The following is a 15134-nucleotide window of genomic DNA, read 5'->3' as shown; positions in this document are numbered from 1 at the left end:
TGCCGGCGACACCGCGCGAGGCGCCCCCCCGCCGCGGGCCCGAGCGCATGAACGTTTCGCCCGACCGCGGCCCGGCGCCCCGCACGGCCGCGGTCCCCCGCACTGGACTTGTAGGAGCACCACCCCCGTGACCTGGTTCAAGATCGACGACACGGCCCACTCGCACCCCAAGGTGCTCAAGGCCGGCAACGCCGCGGCCGGCCTGTGGCTGCGCTGCGGCGCCTACGCCGCGCAGCACCTCACCGAGGGCACGGTGCCCGGGGTCGTGGCGCAGCTGTACGGCACCCCCGCGCAGTCCCGCAAGCTCGTGGCCGCCGGCCTGTGGCACGAGCACGGCCACCGCTGCACGCGCTGCCCCCAGCCGGCGCCCGGTGACTTCCGGATGCACGACTTCCTCGTCTACAACCCGACCCGCGCGAAGGTCGAGGGCGAGCGCCGCAAGGCCGCGGACCGGCAGGCAAGGGGCCGCGAACGGCAGGCGAAAGCGCGCGAAGACGAGGCGAACGCGCACGGTTTCGTCGACGAACCGCCGCCCTTTGGCGACGAAAGCGGCTCGGAACGCGACGCGTTTCCCGGCTCCGCCGCAGGTCACAGGCACCCGTCACACCGTGACGCGCCGGACCCGTCACGGTGGTCCCGTCCCGACCCGACCCGACCCGCTGACAGTGGCGGGGGTAATAGAGAGAGTGCCGGCCGGCCTGCGCGAGCTTCGGGCGCTGCTGCCTCTTCTCTGCCCCCCAGTTGGGAGCCCGACGAGCAGCTGCTCGGCTGGGCGATGGTCGCCGGACACATGCAGCGCCTCGGGCCCGACGGACTCGACCACGCCACCGCCAAGTGGAAGGCGTACCGGGCTGACTCCGCCCCGCGCACCCCGGCGCAGTGGGCCGCCGACTGGCAGCAGTGGGTCACCCGCGAGCGGCTCGACGAGCCGGCCCCCGCCGGCCCCCCGCGCCTGCGCGCCCTTCCCGGCGGCGCCGACTCCGCCTCGTCCCGCTCACGGGCCGACCAGCACGCCGACGCCCTCGCCGCTGCCCTCGCCGACTTCACTGGACAGGAGACCACCGCATGACCCCGCAGGAAGTCGCCGCGCTGCTCGCCTACATGGGCCGGCTCGACCCGCGCAGCGTGCGCACGGATCGGGCCGAGGCCCGCGACCAACTCGCGCAGTGGGCCGAGCTGCTCACCACCGTCCCGGCCACGACAGCGAACGGGTGGGACGCCGCCGAGGTGATCCGCCGGCACGTGACCACCTCGCCGTACCCGCTGCTGCCCGTCGACCTCACCCGGGCGTGGAACGCACACGCCCGAGCCGTCCTCGGCCAGCACGTCGACCCCACACCGGCCGCGGACCCGGACGACCCGGTGTCGTGGCGCGCCGAGCTGCTCGGCACCCGGCACGCGGTCGCCGCCGGCACCCGGCCGCCCAACGAGCAGCGCGAGCTCACCGGCGCCATGCACGAGGACGTCGCCGCGCGCCTGGCCGAGCTCGGCCGGTACATACCGCCGGCCGTCGAGGACGTGCTCGACGAGTTCCGTCCGCGCAAGGCTGCCCGGCGCGCCGCCATCAAGGCCGGCCGGCCCGACGCCCTCGCCGTTCCCTGCGCGTACTGCAAGGCCGAGGCGAACGCGCAGTGCACCCGCGGCGCCGTCGGCCCGGACCGGCGGCGCGGCCCCCGGGCCGAGCGCCGGACCCCGCACCCGTGCCGTGTGGAGGCCGCCGCCGCTCGTCTCGTTGAGGGGGTGGCCGCGTGAAGCGCCGCGCCGGCCTCGGCCGTGACCGCACGATGAACACCAGCGGGTACCGGATCACCGGCACGTGGCCGACACGCTCGGGCCGGCCCGCGGTGAAGCCCACGCAGGACAAGCGGGCCCGCGACCGCATCGCCCGCAACATGGCCGACGCCGGCGCGCACGTCGTCGTCGAGGAGCACCTCGGCCACGGGGTGTGGGGGGTGCTGTACGAGCTCGACGGGCCGGCCGAGGCCGCCGCGCGCCGGCAGGAGCAGCTCGACGCCGAACTCGCCGCGCAGGCCGAGCGGCGCGAGGCCCTCGCCCGGGCGGAGCAGGAGCACCTCGACGACGAGGAGCGCGAGCAGGTCGAGCGGCTCATGCGGCAGGCGCCCACGAGCAGCAGGAACCGAGGCCGCGTCGCCTGCCGGCACGTTGCTGGTGGCCGCGGCATCCGGTAGCCCCGCGAAGGTGGGGCGACAGGGTCGACCCCTACCCGGTAGATTTCACACGTAAACCGAAAATGCGGTTTGCTTTCACACGAGAAACAGGAGTGCCGTTGTCCGGCGAAACCATCGTGACCGTGGTCGGGAACCTCGTCGACGACCCCGAGCTGCGGTTCACCCCGTCCGGCGCCCCGGTCGCCAACTTCCGCATCGCCTCGACCCCGCGCGTCTTCAACCGCGAGGCGAACGAGTGGACCGACGGAGAGTCGCTGTTCCTCAGCTGCTCGGCGTGGCGGCAGCTCGGCGAGAACGTCGCCGAGACGCTCACCCGCGGCGCCCGGGTCATCGTGCAGGGCCGGCTCAAGCAGCGCAGCTATGAGGACCGCGACGGGGTCAACCGCACGGTGTACGAGCTCGACGTCGAGGACGTCGGCCCCAGCCTGCGCAACGCCACCGCCACCGTCACCAAGACCCGCAGCACCAACCAGCAGGGCCAGCAACGCCCCCAGCAGCGCCGCACCAGCCAGCAGCCCGCGGGCGGCGACGCGTGGGCGACCAACGGCCAGCAGCAGCACCGCTACGCCGACGAGCCCCCGTTCTAACCCGCCGCCGCGACCGGTCGAACCGCCCCCCGCGCGCGTGAGGCCGGCCGGCCCCCCTTCCCGTCCACCTCGACCCGGAGCACTCGCCATGACCGCCGCACAGCGCCGCACCGTCCACCTCACCCGCACCGAGCACACACTGCCCCTGCCGGCCTCGCTCGTCGACGTTGCCGACACCCTCGACACCGTCCGGGCCGAACTGTCCACCGCCGGCCGGCCGTTCGGCGAGGCCGAGCTGCGCGTCACCGACGGGGCCCTCGTCGCCTCGTACGACTCCCCGCGCGTGGCCCGGGTCGCCCCATGAGCACAAAGGCCGGCCACGCCCCGGCACCCGCCCCCGTACCGCACGCACCGGAAGGCCGACCGCACATGACCACCCGCCGCAGCCGGCGCGCCGAGCGCGAGACCCTGCTCGCCGCGCGCCGCGACTCCCTGCTCGTGCTGCTCTCCCGCGTCCAGCGCGGGACGCCGCTCACCGCCGACGAGGGCGCGCTGCTGCGTACCCACGTCGAGGCCGAGCTGCGCGACAGCGACCAGTACCGGCGCACCGCCGGCGGGGCGCAGGCCGCCGCGGCGCAGCTGCGCTCCCGGATCACCGCGGCCGAGGCCGCCATCGTCGAGACGGAGCAGCGCACCGAGGAGGCCGAGGGCACCGTCGCCGCGCTGCGGGCCGAGCTGCGCGACGTACGCCTGCGGCGGGACGACGCCCGCGCCGGCCGCGACGACGCCGAGCGTGCCCTCGACCGCGAGCGTGCCGGCCGGCGTGAAGCCGAGGAGAGCGCCACCCGGTTCGCCGGCTACCTGGTGGCCGCACAGAACGCGTGCGGTGCGCCCAACTGGCCGGCGCTCCCGGAAGCGATACGGGCCGGCGCCGGCGAGGCCACCGTCGAGCGGGCCCGGTACCGCATGGCGTGGCGCAGCGCGCGCCGGCGGGCCCTCGCCGCCGAGGCCGCCCTCGCCGCCGAGCTCCCGTTCGTCGAGCAGGCCGCATGACCCCCGCGGGCGCGCCGGCCACCCGTCAGCCGGCGCGCCCCGCCCCGCACCCGCCCCGCCGCACCACAGGAGAGCAGCCCACCGTGCAGCCCCTCGCCGTCACCCGAGCCGTTGAAGACCTCGCCACCATCCGCGAGCAGTGGGCCGAGCTGCTGCTCGCCATCGAGACGCCGCCGGCCGCAGCGTGGCCGCCCCGGCAGCTCTCGCACACGATGCGGGCCGCCGACGAGCAGCTCGTCGTCGAGGAGCGCGCCCCGCTCACCCTGCGCGAGCACCCCGCCCCGCTCAACCTCGACGCGCTCGACGCCGGCCTCGCCATCGAGCGGACGCTGTTCGACCTCGCCGATACCCTCGCCGCCGCCGTGCAGCACGCCGAGCTCGACGACCCGCGCCGCTGGAACTACCGCAGCCCCACCTCGCCCGGGTCCCGGGCGCACGGTCTGCACTGGGCCGCGGTGTGGGTCGAGGGCCGGCTGCTCGCCGAGGACACCGCGCCCGAGCAGCTGCTCGACGGCACCCTCGTGTCGGCCCCCTTCGGAGAGTTGCCCGGGCACCTGGTGCACGAGGCCGCCCGGGCGGTCCGCGGGTGCGCGCGCCGGCTGCTGCGCGTGCTGGAGCTCGACGCGCGCGAGACCCCGCTCGGCCGGCCGTGCCCGTGGTGCGCCGGCGACCTCGTGCTGCACACCGAGGCCGGCCACGAGCCGTACGTCACGTGCTCGACCGGGCCGGCCTGCGGGGCGCCCGTGCCGCTCGACGACGAGGAGCGCCACCGCGTGTGGGGGTGGCACGACCTGCTCGACCTCGTCACGGCGCTGCAAGAGGCCGGCGAGCAGCGCGCCGCCGCGTAGCCCCCGCGCACCCCGGTGAGGTCAACTCGCCGCACAGGGCCCGGTGTTGGGTGCCGGGCCCTTTCGTGCGCCCTCTTGTGTACTGAGTACAGTACGAGGTACAGTCACAGACGTAACGCCGGACTGCACCCGGCACCGAGCACCACCGAGGGAGCAACCCCCATGAACGCAGCACGCTTCACCATCCCGCCGTACCCGACCGACGAGGAACACGTGCCGCTCCCGTGCGACGTGAACCTCGCCGAAGTCGTGCGGGCCGACGAGGTCCGCGAGGGTGACCTCGTCATCGGCAGCGCCGAGGAGCAGTTCGGCGTCGCCTTCCACAACGACCACTACCGGGCCGCCCCCGTCACCTACGACCGCAAGTGCGGTTGCGGGGTGTGCTACCTCTCCGCCAACGAGCAGGGCCCGGTCGTGAACCTCTCGGATGACAACCACTGGGGCGCGTGCGACTCGATGCCCGCCAACTGGCTCGTCGTCGTCATCCGGGCCGAGCACCTCGCCTGATCACCCCTCGGGGGCCGCTCGCCCGAGCGGCCCCCACCCGGCCGGACTGCACCCGGCCCCAACCTCACGGGAGCAACCCCCATGTCTCAGCTCATCCGCTACGCCATCAACGCCCGCCGCGGCGCCTACCACTACGCCATGACCGTGGCCGGTGGAATGCTCGTCCTGCTGTGCGGGCGCAGCATCGACCGCATGTCGCCCCTGCCGGTCCCCGGCTCCCGCATGACGGAGTGCCGCAGCTGCGCGGCCCGCAAGCAGGAGCAGCAGGAAGCGGCCGAGGCTCGCGTCGTCGAGCTCGCCGAGCAGATGCTCAAGGCCGTGGACCGGTCCGCGCTCGTGCCCGTGCGCATCCCCGCCGGCGAGCTGCGCGCCGGCGACCTGTACGAAGACCCCGACTTCAATACGTTCTGCTTCATCACCGAGGCCACGGTCGCCGACGGGCGCGCGACGTTCACCCTGTACTCGGTTGAGTCGGGCGTCGCCCACATCGGGTGGGGGCAGCTCGCCGACTACCCCGTGACCGCGCTGCGCCGGCCGGCCGACGTCGACCCCGCGGACGCGACCGCCGGCACCTGGCGGGAAGACTGGATTCCCGCCGAGCCGGCCCCCACCGACGGAGCGCTGTTCGAGCTCGGCGCCGCCGGCCACGAGCAGGGCGCCCTCTTCTCCTGACCACTACCGCCCGCCCCGCACCCGCGGGGCGGGCCCGTCCTACGAGAGGCACCACCATGAGCAGCGACGAACAGAGCTACGAGCGCGGACGCTCGTACTCGTCCGTGGAAATCTCCCGGATGATCAAGCGCGGGGGCGAGCAGCGTCTCACGCCCACTCCCGCGGCGCAGAGGTTCGCCGAGCAAATGCTCGCGTCCGTGGCGCAGTTCGAGGCCGAACGCCGGCAAGAGATCCGGGCCGCCGCGCACGCCGAGGCCGAGCTGCTCGCCGGCGAGGTGGCCGCGGACTACGAGCAGCCGCCCGTCGAGGCCGAGCTCACCCTCGCCGAGGCCGGCCGTATCCGGCGGGCCGCCAAGGTCGCCGAGGCCGCGCTGCCCCGCCTCGTCGTCGAGGCCGACGCCGAGGGCATGAGCGCCGCGAAGATCACGGAAGAACTCGCCGTCACCCCGTCGTACGTCTACCGCATCTTGCGCGAGTGGGTGCTCTACGAGTGGCGCCTCGACGTACACGACAGTGAGGCGGGCGCCGACTGGCAGTCGTGGGAGGCCGGCGAGGAGATCGTCGAGCGGAAGAACGTCACCCCCGCGGCCCTCGCCGAGCGCATCGTCGCCGAGGCCGGCTCGGGCCCCCGCGAGCACCGCGCCCGCGTGCTCATCTGGGAGCGCGCTCCCGGCCCCGACGAGGAAACCGTGCACTCCAGCGAGTACGCCCCGGACGCCGGCCCCGAGCAGTAACCCCAGACATAGGCCGGCCCGCCTCGGCGACTGCACCGCCGGACGGGCCTAACCACACGGGAGCAACCCCCGAATGGCTACGCACAACCCTACCTACCCCGCGGCCGGCGCCGGCGCGAGCACCACCTCGCGCGGGCCCGTGGCCGCCGCCGTCCTCGTCACGGCCTGCTTTGCCTTCCTCGCCTTCCGCCTCTCCTTCGAGGCCCTCACCGCCCTTGCCGACGAGCACGGCGTCGCCGGCGACGTGGCATGGATGTTCGCCGTACTCGTCGACGGGGGCGCCGTCGTCGGCACCGTCGGAGTGGTCGCCGCCAAGCGCGCCGGCCGACCCGTCGCCGTCTACTGGGTGACGGTCGCCTCGTTCGCCGGCGTCTCCCTGGCGTTCAACGTCGCCCACAGCGACGGCACCCCGCTGGGCGTCGCCATCGCGGTGGTGCCGCCCGTCGCGCAGCTCGTCGCCACCGAGCTACTCGTGCGGATGCTGCCGGCCGGCGACACCGTCACCGCCGTGGACACCGTCGCCCCCGCCGTCGCCCGCGCTGTCGCCGCCGCCGACGCCGCCCGCACCGCCGCCGCCGGCCTCGACGCCGCCCGGGCCGCCGCGGTCAAGGCCGCCACCGTCGCCACCGACGCCGCCGGCCGCGCCGAGCAGGTCGCCGTCAGCGTCGCCACCGTCGCCGCGCCGCCGCTCGCCCTGGTCGACCTCGCCGCCGCCGTCGCCGCCGTCGACGAGCAGCCGGCGCGCACCGTCGCCCCGACCGACGCCCCGGCGCCGTTGCCGCTCGCCGCCGTGTTCACCGCGCCGCCGCTGCCGACGCCGTCGCCGGATGACGACGAGCCGGCCGGCGACGGTCCGGGCGACGACGAGGTGACAGTCGCCGGCGACGTCCCGGCGGACGCCGTCGCCGCGTACCGCCGGCTGCGCCGGACCAGCGGGCAGCGACCGACGGCCGAGGCGCTCGGGCAGGCGCTCGGCCTCAAGCGCACCCGCGGCAGCGAGCTGCGGACCGCGGTCGAGCAGGCCCTCGGCATACGAGTTGCCGCCGTTATCAAGTCGTGATCTAATGGGCGGCGCCTCCGGCGTGCCCGGAAACTCAAGACTTGCGCCCCTCGGCCCACCCCCCCCGGCCGAGGGGCGCTCGCATGTCCGGGAGGTGATCCGATGGCCGCGCAGATCACCGACGAGGACCGCGAGCAGGTGCGCACGCTGCACGCTGCCGGCCGCTCCCGGAACGCCATCGCGCGCGCCATCGGGCGCAGCAGCTCGACCGTGTCCAAGATCGCCCGCGAGGAAGGGCTCAGGTTCGAGGGCGGCGCCCGCGTGGCACCGGCCACCGAGGCGCGACGCCTCGACCTCGCCGAGACCCGCCGGCAGCTCATCGACCGGTTGTACCGCCGGGCGTCCGCCAACCTCGACCGCGTCGAGGCCGACGAGTACGTGCGCGTAGAGCTGTTGCCCGACGGCACCACCGCCCGGGTGCGCAGCGAGGACCCGCCGGCGCAGGACGAGCGCCACCACTCGCAGGCCATCGGCTCATACCTGACCAGCGCCGCCCGCCTCGCCGAGATCGACGCCGGAAACAGCACCGGCGAGGTGCGCTCGATGCTGACCGACCTTGCCCGCGGCCTGCGCGCAGCGTTCGCGGACGACGAGGGCGAGGGGGGCGCCGACGGGGGGTGAGGCGTGCTCGACACCCTGCCCCTGTCCCGCAAGCAGCTGCGCTCCGTCGCACAGGCGACGTGCCGTATCTGCATATGGCACGGCGCGGTGCGCTCGGGCAAGACGATTGCCTCGCTGCTCGCCTGGCTGCTCGCCGTCGCCGAGGCCCCCGCGTCCGGCCTGCTCGTCATCGCCGGCCGCAGCTTGCAGACCATCGAGCGCAACGTGCTCGAACCCCTGCAAGATCCCTCGTTGTTCGGGCCCATCGCCGCGCAGGTCCGTCACACCCGAGGCGCCACCACCGCCACCGTCCTCGGGCGCACCGTCCACCTGATCGGTGCGAGCGACGCTCGGGCCGAGGGCCGGCTGCGCGGCCTCACCGCCTCGTTGGCCTACGTCGACGAGGCGACCCTGATCCCCGAGGCGTTTTGGACTCAGCTACTCGCCCGGTTGAGCGTCCCGGGGGCCAAGCTCTACGCCACCACGAACCCCGACAGCCCCCGGCACTGGCTCAAGGTCGGGTACCTCGACCGGGCCGGCGAGCTCGACCTGCGGCAGTGGCATTTCAAGCTCGCCGACAACCCCTCGCTTTCGCCGGCCTACGTCGCCTCGCTCGCCGCCGAGTACGTCGGCTTGTGGAAACGCCGGATGATCGACGGGGCTTGGGTGGTCGCCGAGGGCGCCATCTACGACATGTGGGACGAGGGCCGGCACGTCGTCGACGAGCTGCCCGTCATCCGTCGGCACTGGCTTGGCGTCGACTACGGCACCGCGAACCCCTTCTCGGCCGTGCTGCTCGGCCTCGGCGACGACGACCACCTGTACGCGGTCGCCGAGTGGCGCCACGACTCGCGCGCCGTGCGCCGGCAGATGACCGACGCGCAGTACAGCGCCGCCGTCCGCACGTGGCTGGCCGGCCTCGGCGTCGAACCCGAGTGGACGTTCATCGACCCGAGCGCCGCCTCGTTCTCCACGCAGTTGTGGAACGACGGACACCCGGGCGTGACCCGGGCCCGGAACGAGGTCCTCGACGGCATCCGCTCGACCTCGACCGCCCTCGACTCCGGACTGCTGCGCGTCCATCGCTCGTGTGAGGGGCTGCTCGCCGAGCTGCCCGGTTACGCATGGGACCCCGCCGCCGCCGACAAGGGCGAAGACCGGCCCATCAAGCGCGACGACCACTCGGCCGACGCCCTGCGGTACGCCGTGCACAGCAGCGCGCACGAGTGGCGCCACCTCATCCCCGCCCCGCCCATCGAGGAGGTGACGCCCCGTGCCGCTGCCTGACAACGGCGCCGCCTGGCCGCCGCCCAACCTCGCCGGCCTGTACCGCGAGATGCGGCTCGACGACGCTTGGTACTCCGGAGACCGCCGGCGCCTGGCCGAGGTCTACCGCACCGAGGCGCAGCGCCGGAAGGACGGCCGGCGCCGGCTGTGGGCCCGCAACCGGCCGACCCCCGGCCCGCGGCACGACGGCCGGCTGCACGTGCCTCTGCCGGCCGATATCGCCACCACGAGCGCCGATCTGCTGTTCTCCGAGCCGCCCACCTTCACCGTGGTGGACACCACCGCGCAGGCCCGCCTCGACGAGATCACCGACGCCGGCGGGGTATCCAACACCCTGCTTGAGGCCGCGGAAGTCGGGGCCGCGCTCGGCGGAGTGTTCCTGCGCGTCACCTGGGATGCCGACCTTGCCCGCCGGCCGCTGCTCACCGCCGTGCACGCCGACTCCGCCGTGCCCGAATTCCGTTGGGGGCAGCTCGTCGCCGTCACCTTCTGGCGCGAGCTCGCCTCGGACTCCGCAACCGTGTGGCGCCACCTCGAACGGCACGAGCCGGGCCGCATCGTCCACGCGCTCTACGAGGGCCGCGACGACAACCTCGGCACCCGGACGCCGCTCACCGAGCACGCCGAGACACAGCAACTCGCCGCGTCCCTGGGCGAGGCCGGCGACAGCATCGAGACCGGCCTCGACGTCCTCACCGCGGCGTACGTGCCCAACATCAAGCCCAACCGCCGGCACCGCGGCTCCGCGTTCGGGCGCAGCGACTACCAGTCGGCACACGACCTGTTCGACGCGCTCGACGAGACATGGTCGTCATGGCTGCGCGACATTCGCCTCGCCCGGGCGCGGCTCATCGTGCCCGACGGATACCTGCGCGACCACGGCCCGGGCCGCGGCGCCTCGTTCGACGAGGACCGCGAGATTTGGCAGGCGCTCAGCATCCCGCCGTCGGAGACGGGCGGGGCCGGCATCACCCTGTCGCAGTTCGCCATCAGGGTGGACGAGCACGAGAGGACCTCGGCCGCGCTCATGCGGCAGGCCGTGCAGCTCGCCGGATACGCCGCGCAGTCCTTCGGCCTCGGCGACACAACCGCAGCCACCGCCACGGAAGTTGTCGCCCGCGAGCGCCGCTCGATGATCACCCGCGACAAGAAATCGCGGTACTGGGCGCCGGCGCTCGCCGCCATGCTGCACGTGATGCTGCGCCTTGACCGGCAGTGGTTCACGCCCTCGCTCACCGTCGACGACGTGCCCACCGTGGCGTTCGGCGACTCGGTGTCCGAGGACCCGCAGTCGGTCGCGCAGACCCTCTCCCTACTCGCGCAGGCGCAGGCCGTGAGCGTCGACACCAAGGTGCGCATCCTGCACCCGGATTGGGACGACGTCGCGGTGCGCGAGGAAGTCGACCGCATCCTGACCGAGACCGGCGCCGCGGTCGAGGACCCCATGCAGGCCGGCGCCCTCGCCTGATCACACGGAGGGGGGCGCCGTGCCGATCCACCCGGGCATGGTCGAGGACCTCTCGGCCGGCGTCCGCGACCTGTACGCGGACGCCGAGGCACGGTTGCTGGGCATCGTCGCGCGGCAGCTCGCCGCCGGCCTTGAGGCGCCGGGGTGGGCCGCGGCCAAGCTGCGCGACGTCCAGCCGCTACGGCGGGCCGCGCAGGCAGTCGTCGACGCGCTCGGCTCGGCCGTACAGCTTGAGGTGTTCGACGTGGTCGCCGAGGCGTACAACACGGGGGCGCAGGCCGGCCTCGCCGAGCTCGGCGCCCTGTCCGACGTGGACCGCCGGCGCATCGCCGAGTCGACGCCGGCCACCCGCGCGGTGGACCGCATCGCGCACGAGACGGTCGAGCTCGTCACACAGACGCACCGCGGCATTCTGCGCGGCGTCGAGGACGGGTACCGGCAGGTGATCAGCGAGGTATCGGCGACGCCGGTACTGGGCATCGACACCCGCCGGCAGGCCACGCAGCGCGCCCTCGAACGGTTCGCCGACCGCGGTCTGCGCACGTTCGTGGACCGGTCCGGCCGTGCGTGGTCCATGACCGCGTACGGCGAAATGGCCGTGCGCACCGCCGTGGGGCGGACCGCGGTCGAGGCGCACGGCGACAAGCTGCGCGCCGCCGGCCTGTCCCTGGTGATCGTCTCCAACGCTCCGCACGAGTGCCCGCTGTGCCGGCCCTACGAGGGCGAGGTGCTCGCGCTCGACGGCCCGGACGGGGCCCGCACGGTCGAGGCCGAGCACGCCACCGAGGACGACCGCACCGTGCGCGTGCACGTCGCCGGCAGCCTCGACGAGGCGCGCCGGCACGGCTTCCAGCATCCCAACTGCCGTCACTCCGTGGCCGCTTACCTTCCCGGGGTGACCCGCCGGCCCGTCGAGCACTCCACCGACCCCGACGGGTACGAGGCCACGCAGAAGCAGCGCGCCATCGAGCGCGGCATACGCAAGTGGAAGAACCGCGCCGCCGCCGCGACGACCCCCGAGGGCAAGCGGGCGGCCGAGGCGCGGGTGCGCGCGTGGCAGAAGAAGCAGCGCGACCACCTCGCCGCGCACCCCGAGCTCATCCGCAAGCGGGTGCGCGAGCAGCCGGGGGCCGGCAACCTGCCGACCACCGCGCCGGTGCCCCCGTCCCGCTCGGTCCAGGCTGCGCGCGTGCGGGCCGGCGACGAGCGCACCCTGCCCGAGCTCACCGACGAGCAGCTCGCCGACGCCTACGGCTCCCGCCACCTCGACGACCGCGACCTGCGGCGCGTCGAGGCCGAGGCCGACCGGCGCGACGAGCAGCAGTTGCTCGACCGTGTCCGTCCCGCCGGCCGGCTCGCCGAGGACCTCTCGCAGTTCTCCGACGACGAGCTCGCCCGCGCGTACGCGCACCTGCCCGACGCCGACATGCTGCGCGTCATGGCCGAGATGGACCGGCGCGACCTCGACGCGTCGCTGCCGGGGGCGCGCCGGGACCTCATCGGCATGTCCGACGAGCAGCTCGCCGCCCGGGCCCGCAATGCCGACGAGGCCGAGCTCGCCGCCCTCGCGGCCGAGGCCGACCGCCGGCAGCTGCTCGCCGCCACCTTCCCCGCCGGCCGGCTCGTCGAGGACCTCTCGGCCGTGGCCGACGACGTCCTCGGCTGGGCCATCCGCTACGCCACCCGCCCCGGGGAGGCCGAGCGCATCGCCGACGAGCTCGACCGCCGGTACCCGCCCGCGCCGCTGCCCGAGGCCGCCGGCGCGCACACCGTCGAGGGACAGCTCGCCGACCGGGCCGCCCTCGACGAGGCCCTCGCCCCGGCCGGCGACCCGGACGACTGGGGGGCGCTCGCCCTCGACGTCGACCCGTACGCCGGCATGTCCGCCACGGAACGGTGGATCGCCGAACGGGAGGAAGCGGCCGAGTCCGCGCGCGCCGCGTACACCCGGGCGCAGATACGGGAGATGTACCGCGAATACGTGTGGGCGCAGCTGCTCGCCGCCGAGGAAGCCACGAACGGGTATCTCCTCAACCGCGCCGCGCGCGCGGCCGGCGTCGACCCGGCCTCGCTGTTCACGGGGCCGGCGCACGTCGCCTACGCCCGGGCGTCCGAGGACCTCACTCGCTGGTGGCAGGACCACCCGCGCACTACGCTGGCCGAGTACACAGAGCAGATCACCGGCGTGCGCAGTGAGGCCGCGGAGACCGCGCGCAAGTCCCGCACCGACCGGCAGAACCGACTATGAGCGGGGGGCGACATGGCCGAGCGAGGCGACCTCGTGCGCGCGCTGACCGCCGGCCGTGAGGCCGGCGTGAACGGTGCCCCGGTGAGCTCGTGCCCGTACCCTGCCGGCGACCTCCGCCGCTCCGCGTGGGTGCGCGGGTACGCCAAGGGCCGGCCACTCCCCGACGAGGAGTAACCGCCCCGCTTCCGCTCCAACTCCCCTTCTGGGCCCGCCACATGGCGGGCCCTTTTTCATGCCCGCACACCGCCACGGAAGGCCCCACAGCCATGCCCGAGAACCCGACCGACCCCGCAGGCGCCGGCGGCAACGGCAACGACCCGACCGCCGGCAACGGCGCCCCGCCGGCGGAACCGCCGGCCGGCGGGGGCCCGAACGCCGGCGGCACCGGTGCCTCGCCGGCCGGCGCCCCGCAGGCCGAGCAGCAGCTCGCCGAGGCCGCGCAGCGCGCCGACGAGGCCGCGGCCGAGCGTGACCAGCTGCGGGCCGCGCTGGACGCCGTGAACAAGGCCCTCAACCCCGAGGGCGACGAGGGCGAGCAGGACCCCGCCAAGCTCGCCGCCGCGGTCGCCGAGCGCGACAAGCAGCTCGGCGACCTCTCCGCGCAGCTGCGCACGGCGCAGGTCGAGCTCGCCGCGTACAAGGCCGCGGGCAAGGAAGGCGCCCGGCCCGACCGGCTGCTCAACTCCCGCTCGTTCGTCGACGCCGTCGCCAAGCTCGACCCGGCCGGCGACAAGTTCGGCGAGCAGCTGCTCGCCGCCATCAAGACGGCCGTTGACGCCGACCCCGACCTGTACCGGGCCTCGCCCGCCGCCCCGCCGCGCGGCGGTGGCGAGTTCAACGGTGCGCCGGCCGGCGACCGCCGGGCCGCCTCCCTGCACGACGCCATCGCCGCCCGCATGGGCGGCTAACCGACTGGAGATCCACCCATGCCCATCACGCTCGCCGACGCGCGGCTCAACACGCAGGACGACATCGACACGCAGGTGATCGACGAGTTCCGCAAGAGCTCGTGGCTACTCGACAACCTCACCTTCGACGACGCCGTGTCCCCGGCCGGCGGGGGCGCCACCCTCACGTACGGGTACACCCGCCTCGTCACCGAGCGGGGCGCGCAGTTCCGCAAGCTCAACACCGAGTACAGCAAGGCGCAGGCCAAGCGGCAGCGGTACTCCGTCGACCTCGGCCCGCTCGGTGGCGCGTTCGAGATCGACCGCGTGCTCGCCAACCTGGGCGCCGCGGCCACCAACGAAGTCACCTTCCAGATGGGCCAGACCATCAAGGCCGCCCGCGCGTTCTTCTCCGATCAGGTCATCAACGGCGAGCGCGTCGAGACCGAGGGCGAAGAGATCGGGTTCGACGGACTCGACGTCGCCCTCGCCGGCTCCACCACCGAGATGAACGCCGGCTCGGTCATCGACTGGACCGGCGCCACCCTCGGCGACAACCGCGGCGCCGCGAACGACGCCCTCGACCTGCTCGACGAGTTCCTCGCCACCCTCGACGGCACCCCCTCGGCCCTGCTCGGCAACAAGAAGACCATCGCCCGGGTGCGCTCCCTCGCCCGCCGGGCCGGCTACTACGACCGCACGGCCAACGCGTTCGGCCAGAACATCGAGTCGTACAACGGCGTGGTGCTCGTCGACCTGGGCGCCAAGGCCGGCAGCGAGGCCCCCGTGATCCCGGTCGAGTCCCGCGACGTCGACGGGGCCGGCAGCGGCGCGGCAGTCGCCGGCCTGTCCGACCTGTACGCCGTCCGGCTCGGCCTCGACGGTTTTCACGGCGTCTCCACCGTCGGCGGGCAGCTCGTGCGTCAGTGGCTCCCGGACTTCTCCACCGCCGGCGCAGTCAAGACGGGCGAGGTGGAGCTCGGCCCCGTGGCCACCGTCCTCAAGGCCACCAAGGCGGCCGGCGTGCTGCGCAACATCAAGGTGCAGTAGGAGG

General features: G+C 74.5%; 18 protein-coding genes. All 18 read left to right on the top strand.

Going from position 1 to position 15134, the window contains the following annotated elements:
• The first annotated feature begins 127 nt into the window (after positions 1-127).
• The 18 genes from ACIQOE_RS28915 to ACIQOE_RS28830 all read left to right on the top strand — a co-directional run bounded on the left by ACIQOE_RS28915 (position 128) and on the right by ACIQOE_RS28830 (position 15130).
• Positions 128-1069, top strand: a complete 942-nt coding sequence (locus ACIQOE_RS28915; protein ID WP_401414622.1) for a mucin-2 — start codon at positions 128-130, stop codon at positions 1067-1069.
• Positions 1066-1752, top strand: a complete 687-nt coding sequence (locus ACIQOE_RS28910; protein ID WP_401414620.1) for a hypothetical protein — start codon at positions 1066-1068, stop codon at positions 1750-1752. The genes ACIQOE_RS28915 and ACIQOE_RS28910 overlap by 4 nt, the downstream gene beginning before the upstream one ends.
• A complete protein-coding gene (locus ACIQOE_RS28905) occupies positions 1749-2189 on the top strand; it encodes a hypothetical protein (RefSeq protein WP_401414618.1) in 441 nt (146 codons plus the stop codon). Before ACIQOE_RS28910 ends, ACIQOE_RS28905 begins: the two co-directional genes overlap by 4 nt.
• 98 nt (positions 2190-2287) lie before the next feature.
• Entirely contained in the window at positions 2288-2776 is a 489-nt protein-coding gene (locus tag ACIQOE_RS28900; RefSeq protein WP_401414616.1) for a single-stranded DNA-binding protein, read from the top strand.
• An 88-nt stretch (positions 2777-2864) separates the two neighbouring features.
• Positions 2865-3080 (top strand): hypothetical protein, encoded by a 216-nt coding sequence (locus tag ACIQOE_RS28895; RefSeq protein ID WP_401414614.1) that lies wholly within the window; start codon positions 2865-2867, stop codon positions 3078-3080.
• 65 nt (positions 3081-3145) lie between these two features.
• A complete protein-coding gene (locus ACIQOE_RS28890; protein WP_401414612.1) occupies positions 3146-3769 on the top strand; it encodes a hypothetical protein in 624 nt (207 codons plus the stop codon).
• A complete protein-coding gene (locus ACIQOE_RS28885) occupies positions 3766-4617 on the top strand; it encodes a hypothetical protein (RefSeq protein WP_401414610.1) in 852 nt (283 codons plus the stop codon). Before ACIQOE_RS28890 ends, ACIQOE_RS28885 begins: the two co-directional genes overlap by 4 nt.
• A gap of 162 nt (positions 4618-4779) precedes the next feature.
• Positions 4780-5124 carry a hypothetical protein gene (locus ACIQOE_RS28880; RefSeq protein WP_401414608.1) on the top strand — a complete coding sequence of 115 codons (345 nt, stop codon included), beginning with the start codon at positions 4780-4782 and terminating at the stop codon, positions 5122-5124.
• An 81-nt stretch (positions 5125-5205) separates the two neighbouring features.
• On the top strand, positions 5206-5796 hold the full coding sequence (locus tag ACIQOE_RS28875) for a hypothetical protein (RefSeq protein ID WP_401414606.1): 591 nt from the start codon (positions 5206-5208) through the stop codon (positions 5794-5796).
• A 56-nt stretch (positions 5797-5852) separates the two neighbouring features.
• Positions 5853-6530 carry a hypothetical protein gene (locus tag ACIQOE_RS28870; protein ID WP_401414604.1) on the top strand — a complete coding sequence of 226 codons (678 nt, stop codon included), beginning with the start codon at positions 5853-5855 and terminating at the stop codon, positions 6528-6530.
• Between the two features lie 73 nt (positions 6531-6603).
• The gene (locus tag ACIQOE_RS28865) at positions 6604-7590 is read left to right on the top strand and encodes a DUF2637 domain-containing protein (protein WP_401414602.1); all 987 of its coding nucleotides are present in this window, start codon (positions 6604-6606) and stop codon (positions 7588-7590) included.
• Positions 7591-7692: 102 nt separating this feature from the next.
• Positions 7693-8211, top strand: coding sequence for a helix-turn-helix domain-containing protein (locus tag ACIQOE_RS28860; RefSeq protein WP_401414600.1), 519 nt, complete (start codon positions 7693-7695; stop codon positions 8209-8211).
• Positions 8212-8214: 3 nt separating this feature from the next.
• Positions 8215-9477, top strand: coding sequence for a PBSX family phage terminase large subunit (locus tag ACIQOE_RS28855; RefSeq protein ID WP_401414598.1), 1263 nt, complete (start codon positions 8215-8217; stop codon positions 9475-9477).
• Positions 9464-10945 carry a phage portal protein gene (locus ACIQOE_RS28850; RefSeq protein ID WP_401414596.1) on the top strand — a complete coding sequence of 494 codons (1482 nt, stop codon included), beginning with the start codon at positions 9464-9466 and terminating at the stop codon, positions 10943-10945. The genes ACIQOE_RS28855 and ACIQOE_RS28850 overlap by 14 nt, the downstream gene beginning before the upstream one ends.
• A 19-nt stretch (positions 10946-10964) precedes the next feature.
• On the top strand, positions 10965-13193 hold the full coding sequence (locus ACIQOE_RS28845) for a phage minor capsid protein (protein WP_401414594.1): 2229 nt from the start codon (positions 10965-10967) through the stop codon (positions 13191-13193).
• 12 nt (positions 13194-13205) lie between these two features.
• Complete coding sequence (locus ACIQOE_RS28840; RefSeq protein ID WP_401414592.1) at positions 13206-13367, top strand: Rmf/CrpP fold protein; 162 nt, start codon at positions 13206-13208, stop codon at positions 13365-13367.
• Positions 13368-13459: 92 nt separating this feature from the next.
• Positions 13460-14101 carry a hypothetical protein gene (locus tag ACIQOE_RS28835; RefSeq protein WP_401414590.1) on the top strand — a complete coding sequence of 214 codons (642 nt, stop codon included), beginning with the start codon at positions 13460-13462 and terminating at the stop codon, positions 14099-14101.
• Positions 14102-14119: 18 nt separating this feature from the next.
• Positions 14120-15130 (top strand): major capsid protein, encoded by a 1011-nt coding sequence (locus tag ACIQOE_RS28830; RefSeq protein WP_401414588.1) that lies wholly within the window; start codon positions 14120-14122, stop codon positions 15128-15130.
• Positions 15131-15134: the final 4 nt, after the last annotated feature.

It is taken from the genome of Streptomyces sp. NPDC091282, from assembly GCF_044757385.1.
Lineage (GTDB): Bacteria > Actinomycetota > Actinomycetes > Streptomycetales > Streptomycetaceae > Streptomyces > Streptomyces gramineus.
The sequence above is the reverse complement of the archived record's forward strand: the minus strand, read 5'-3'. Positions and strand labels throughout refer to the sequence as shown.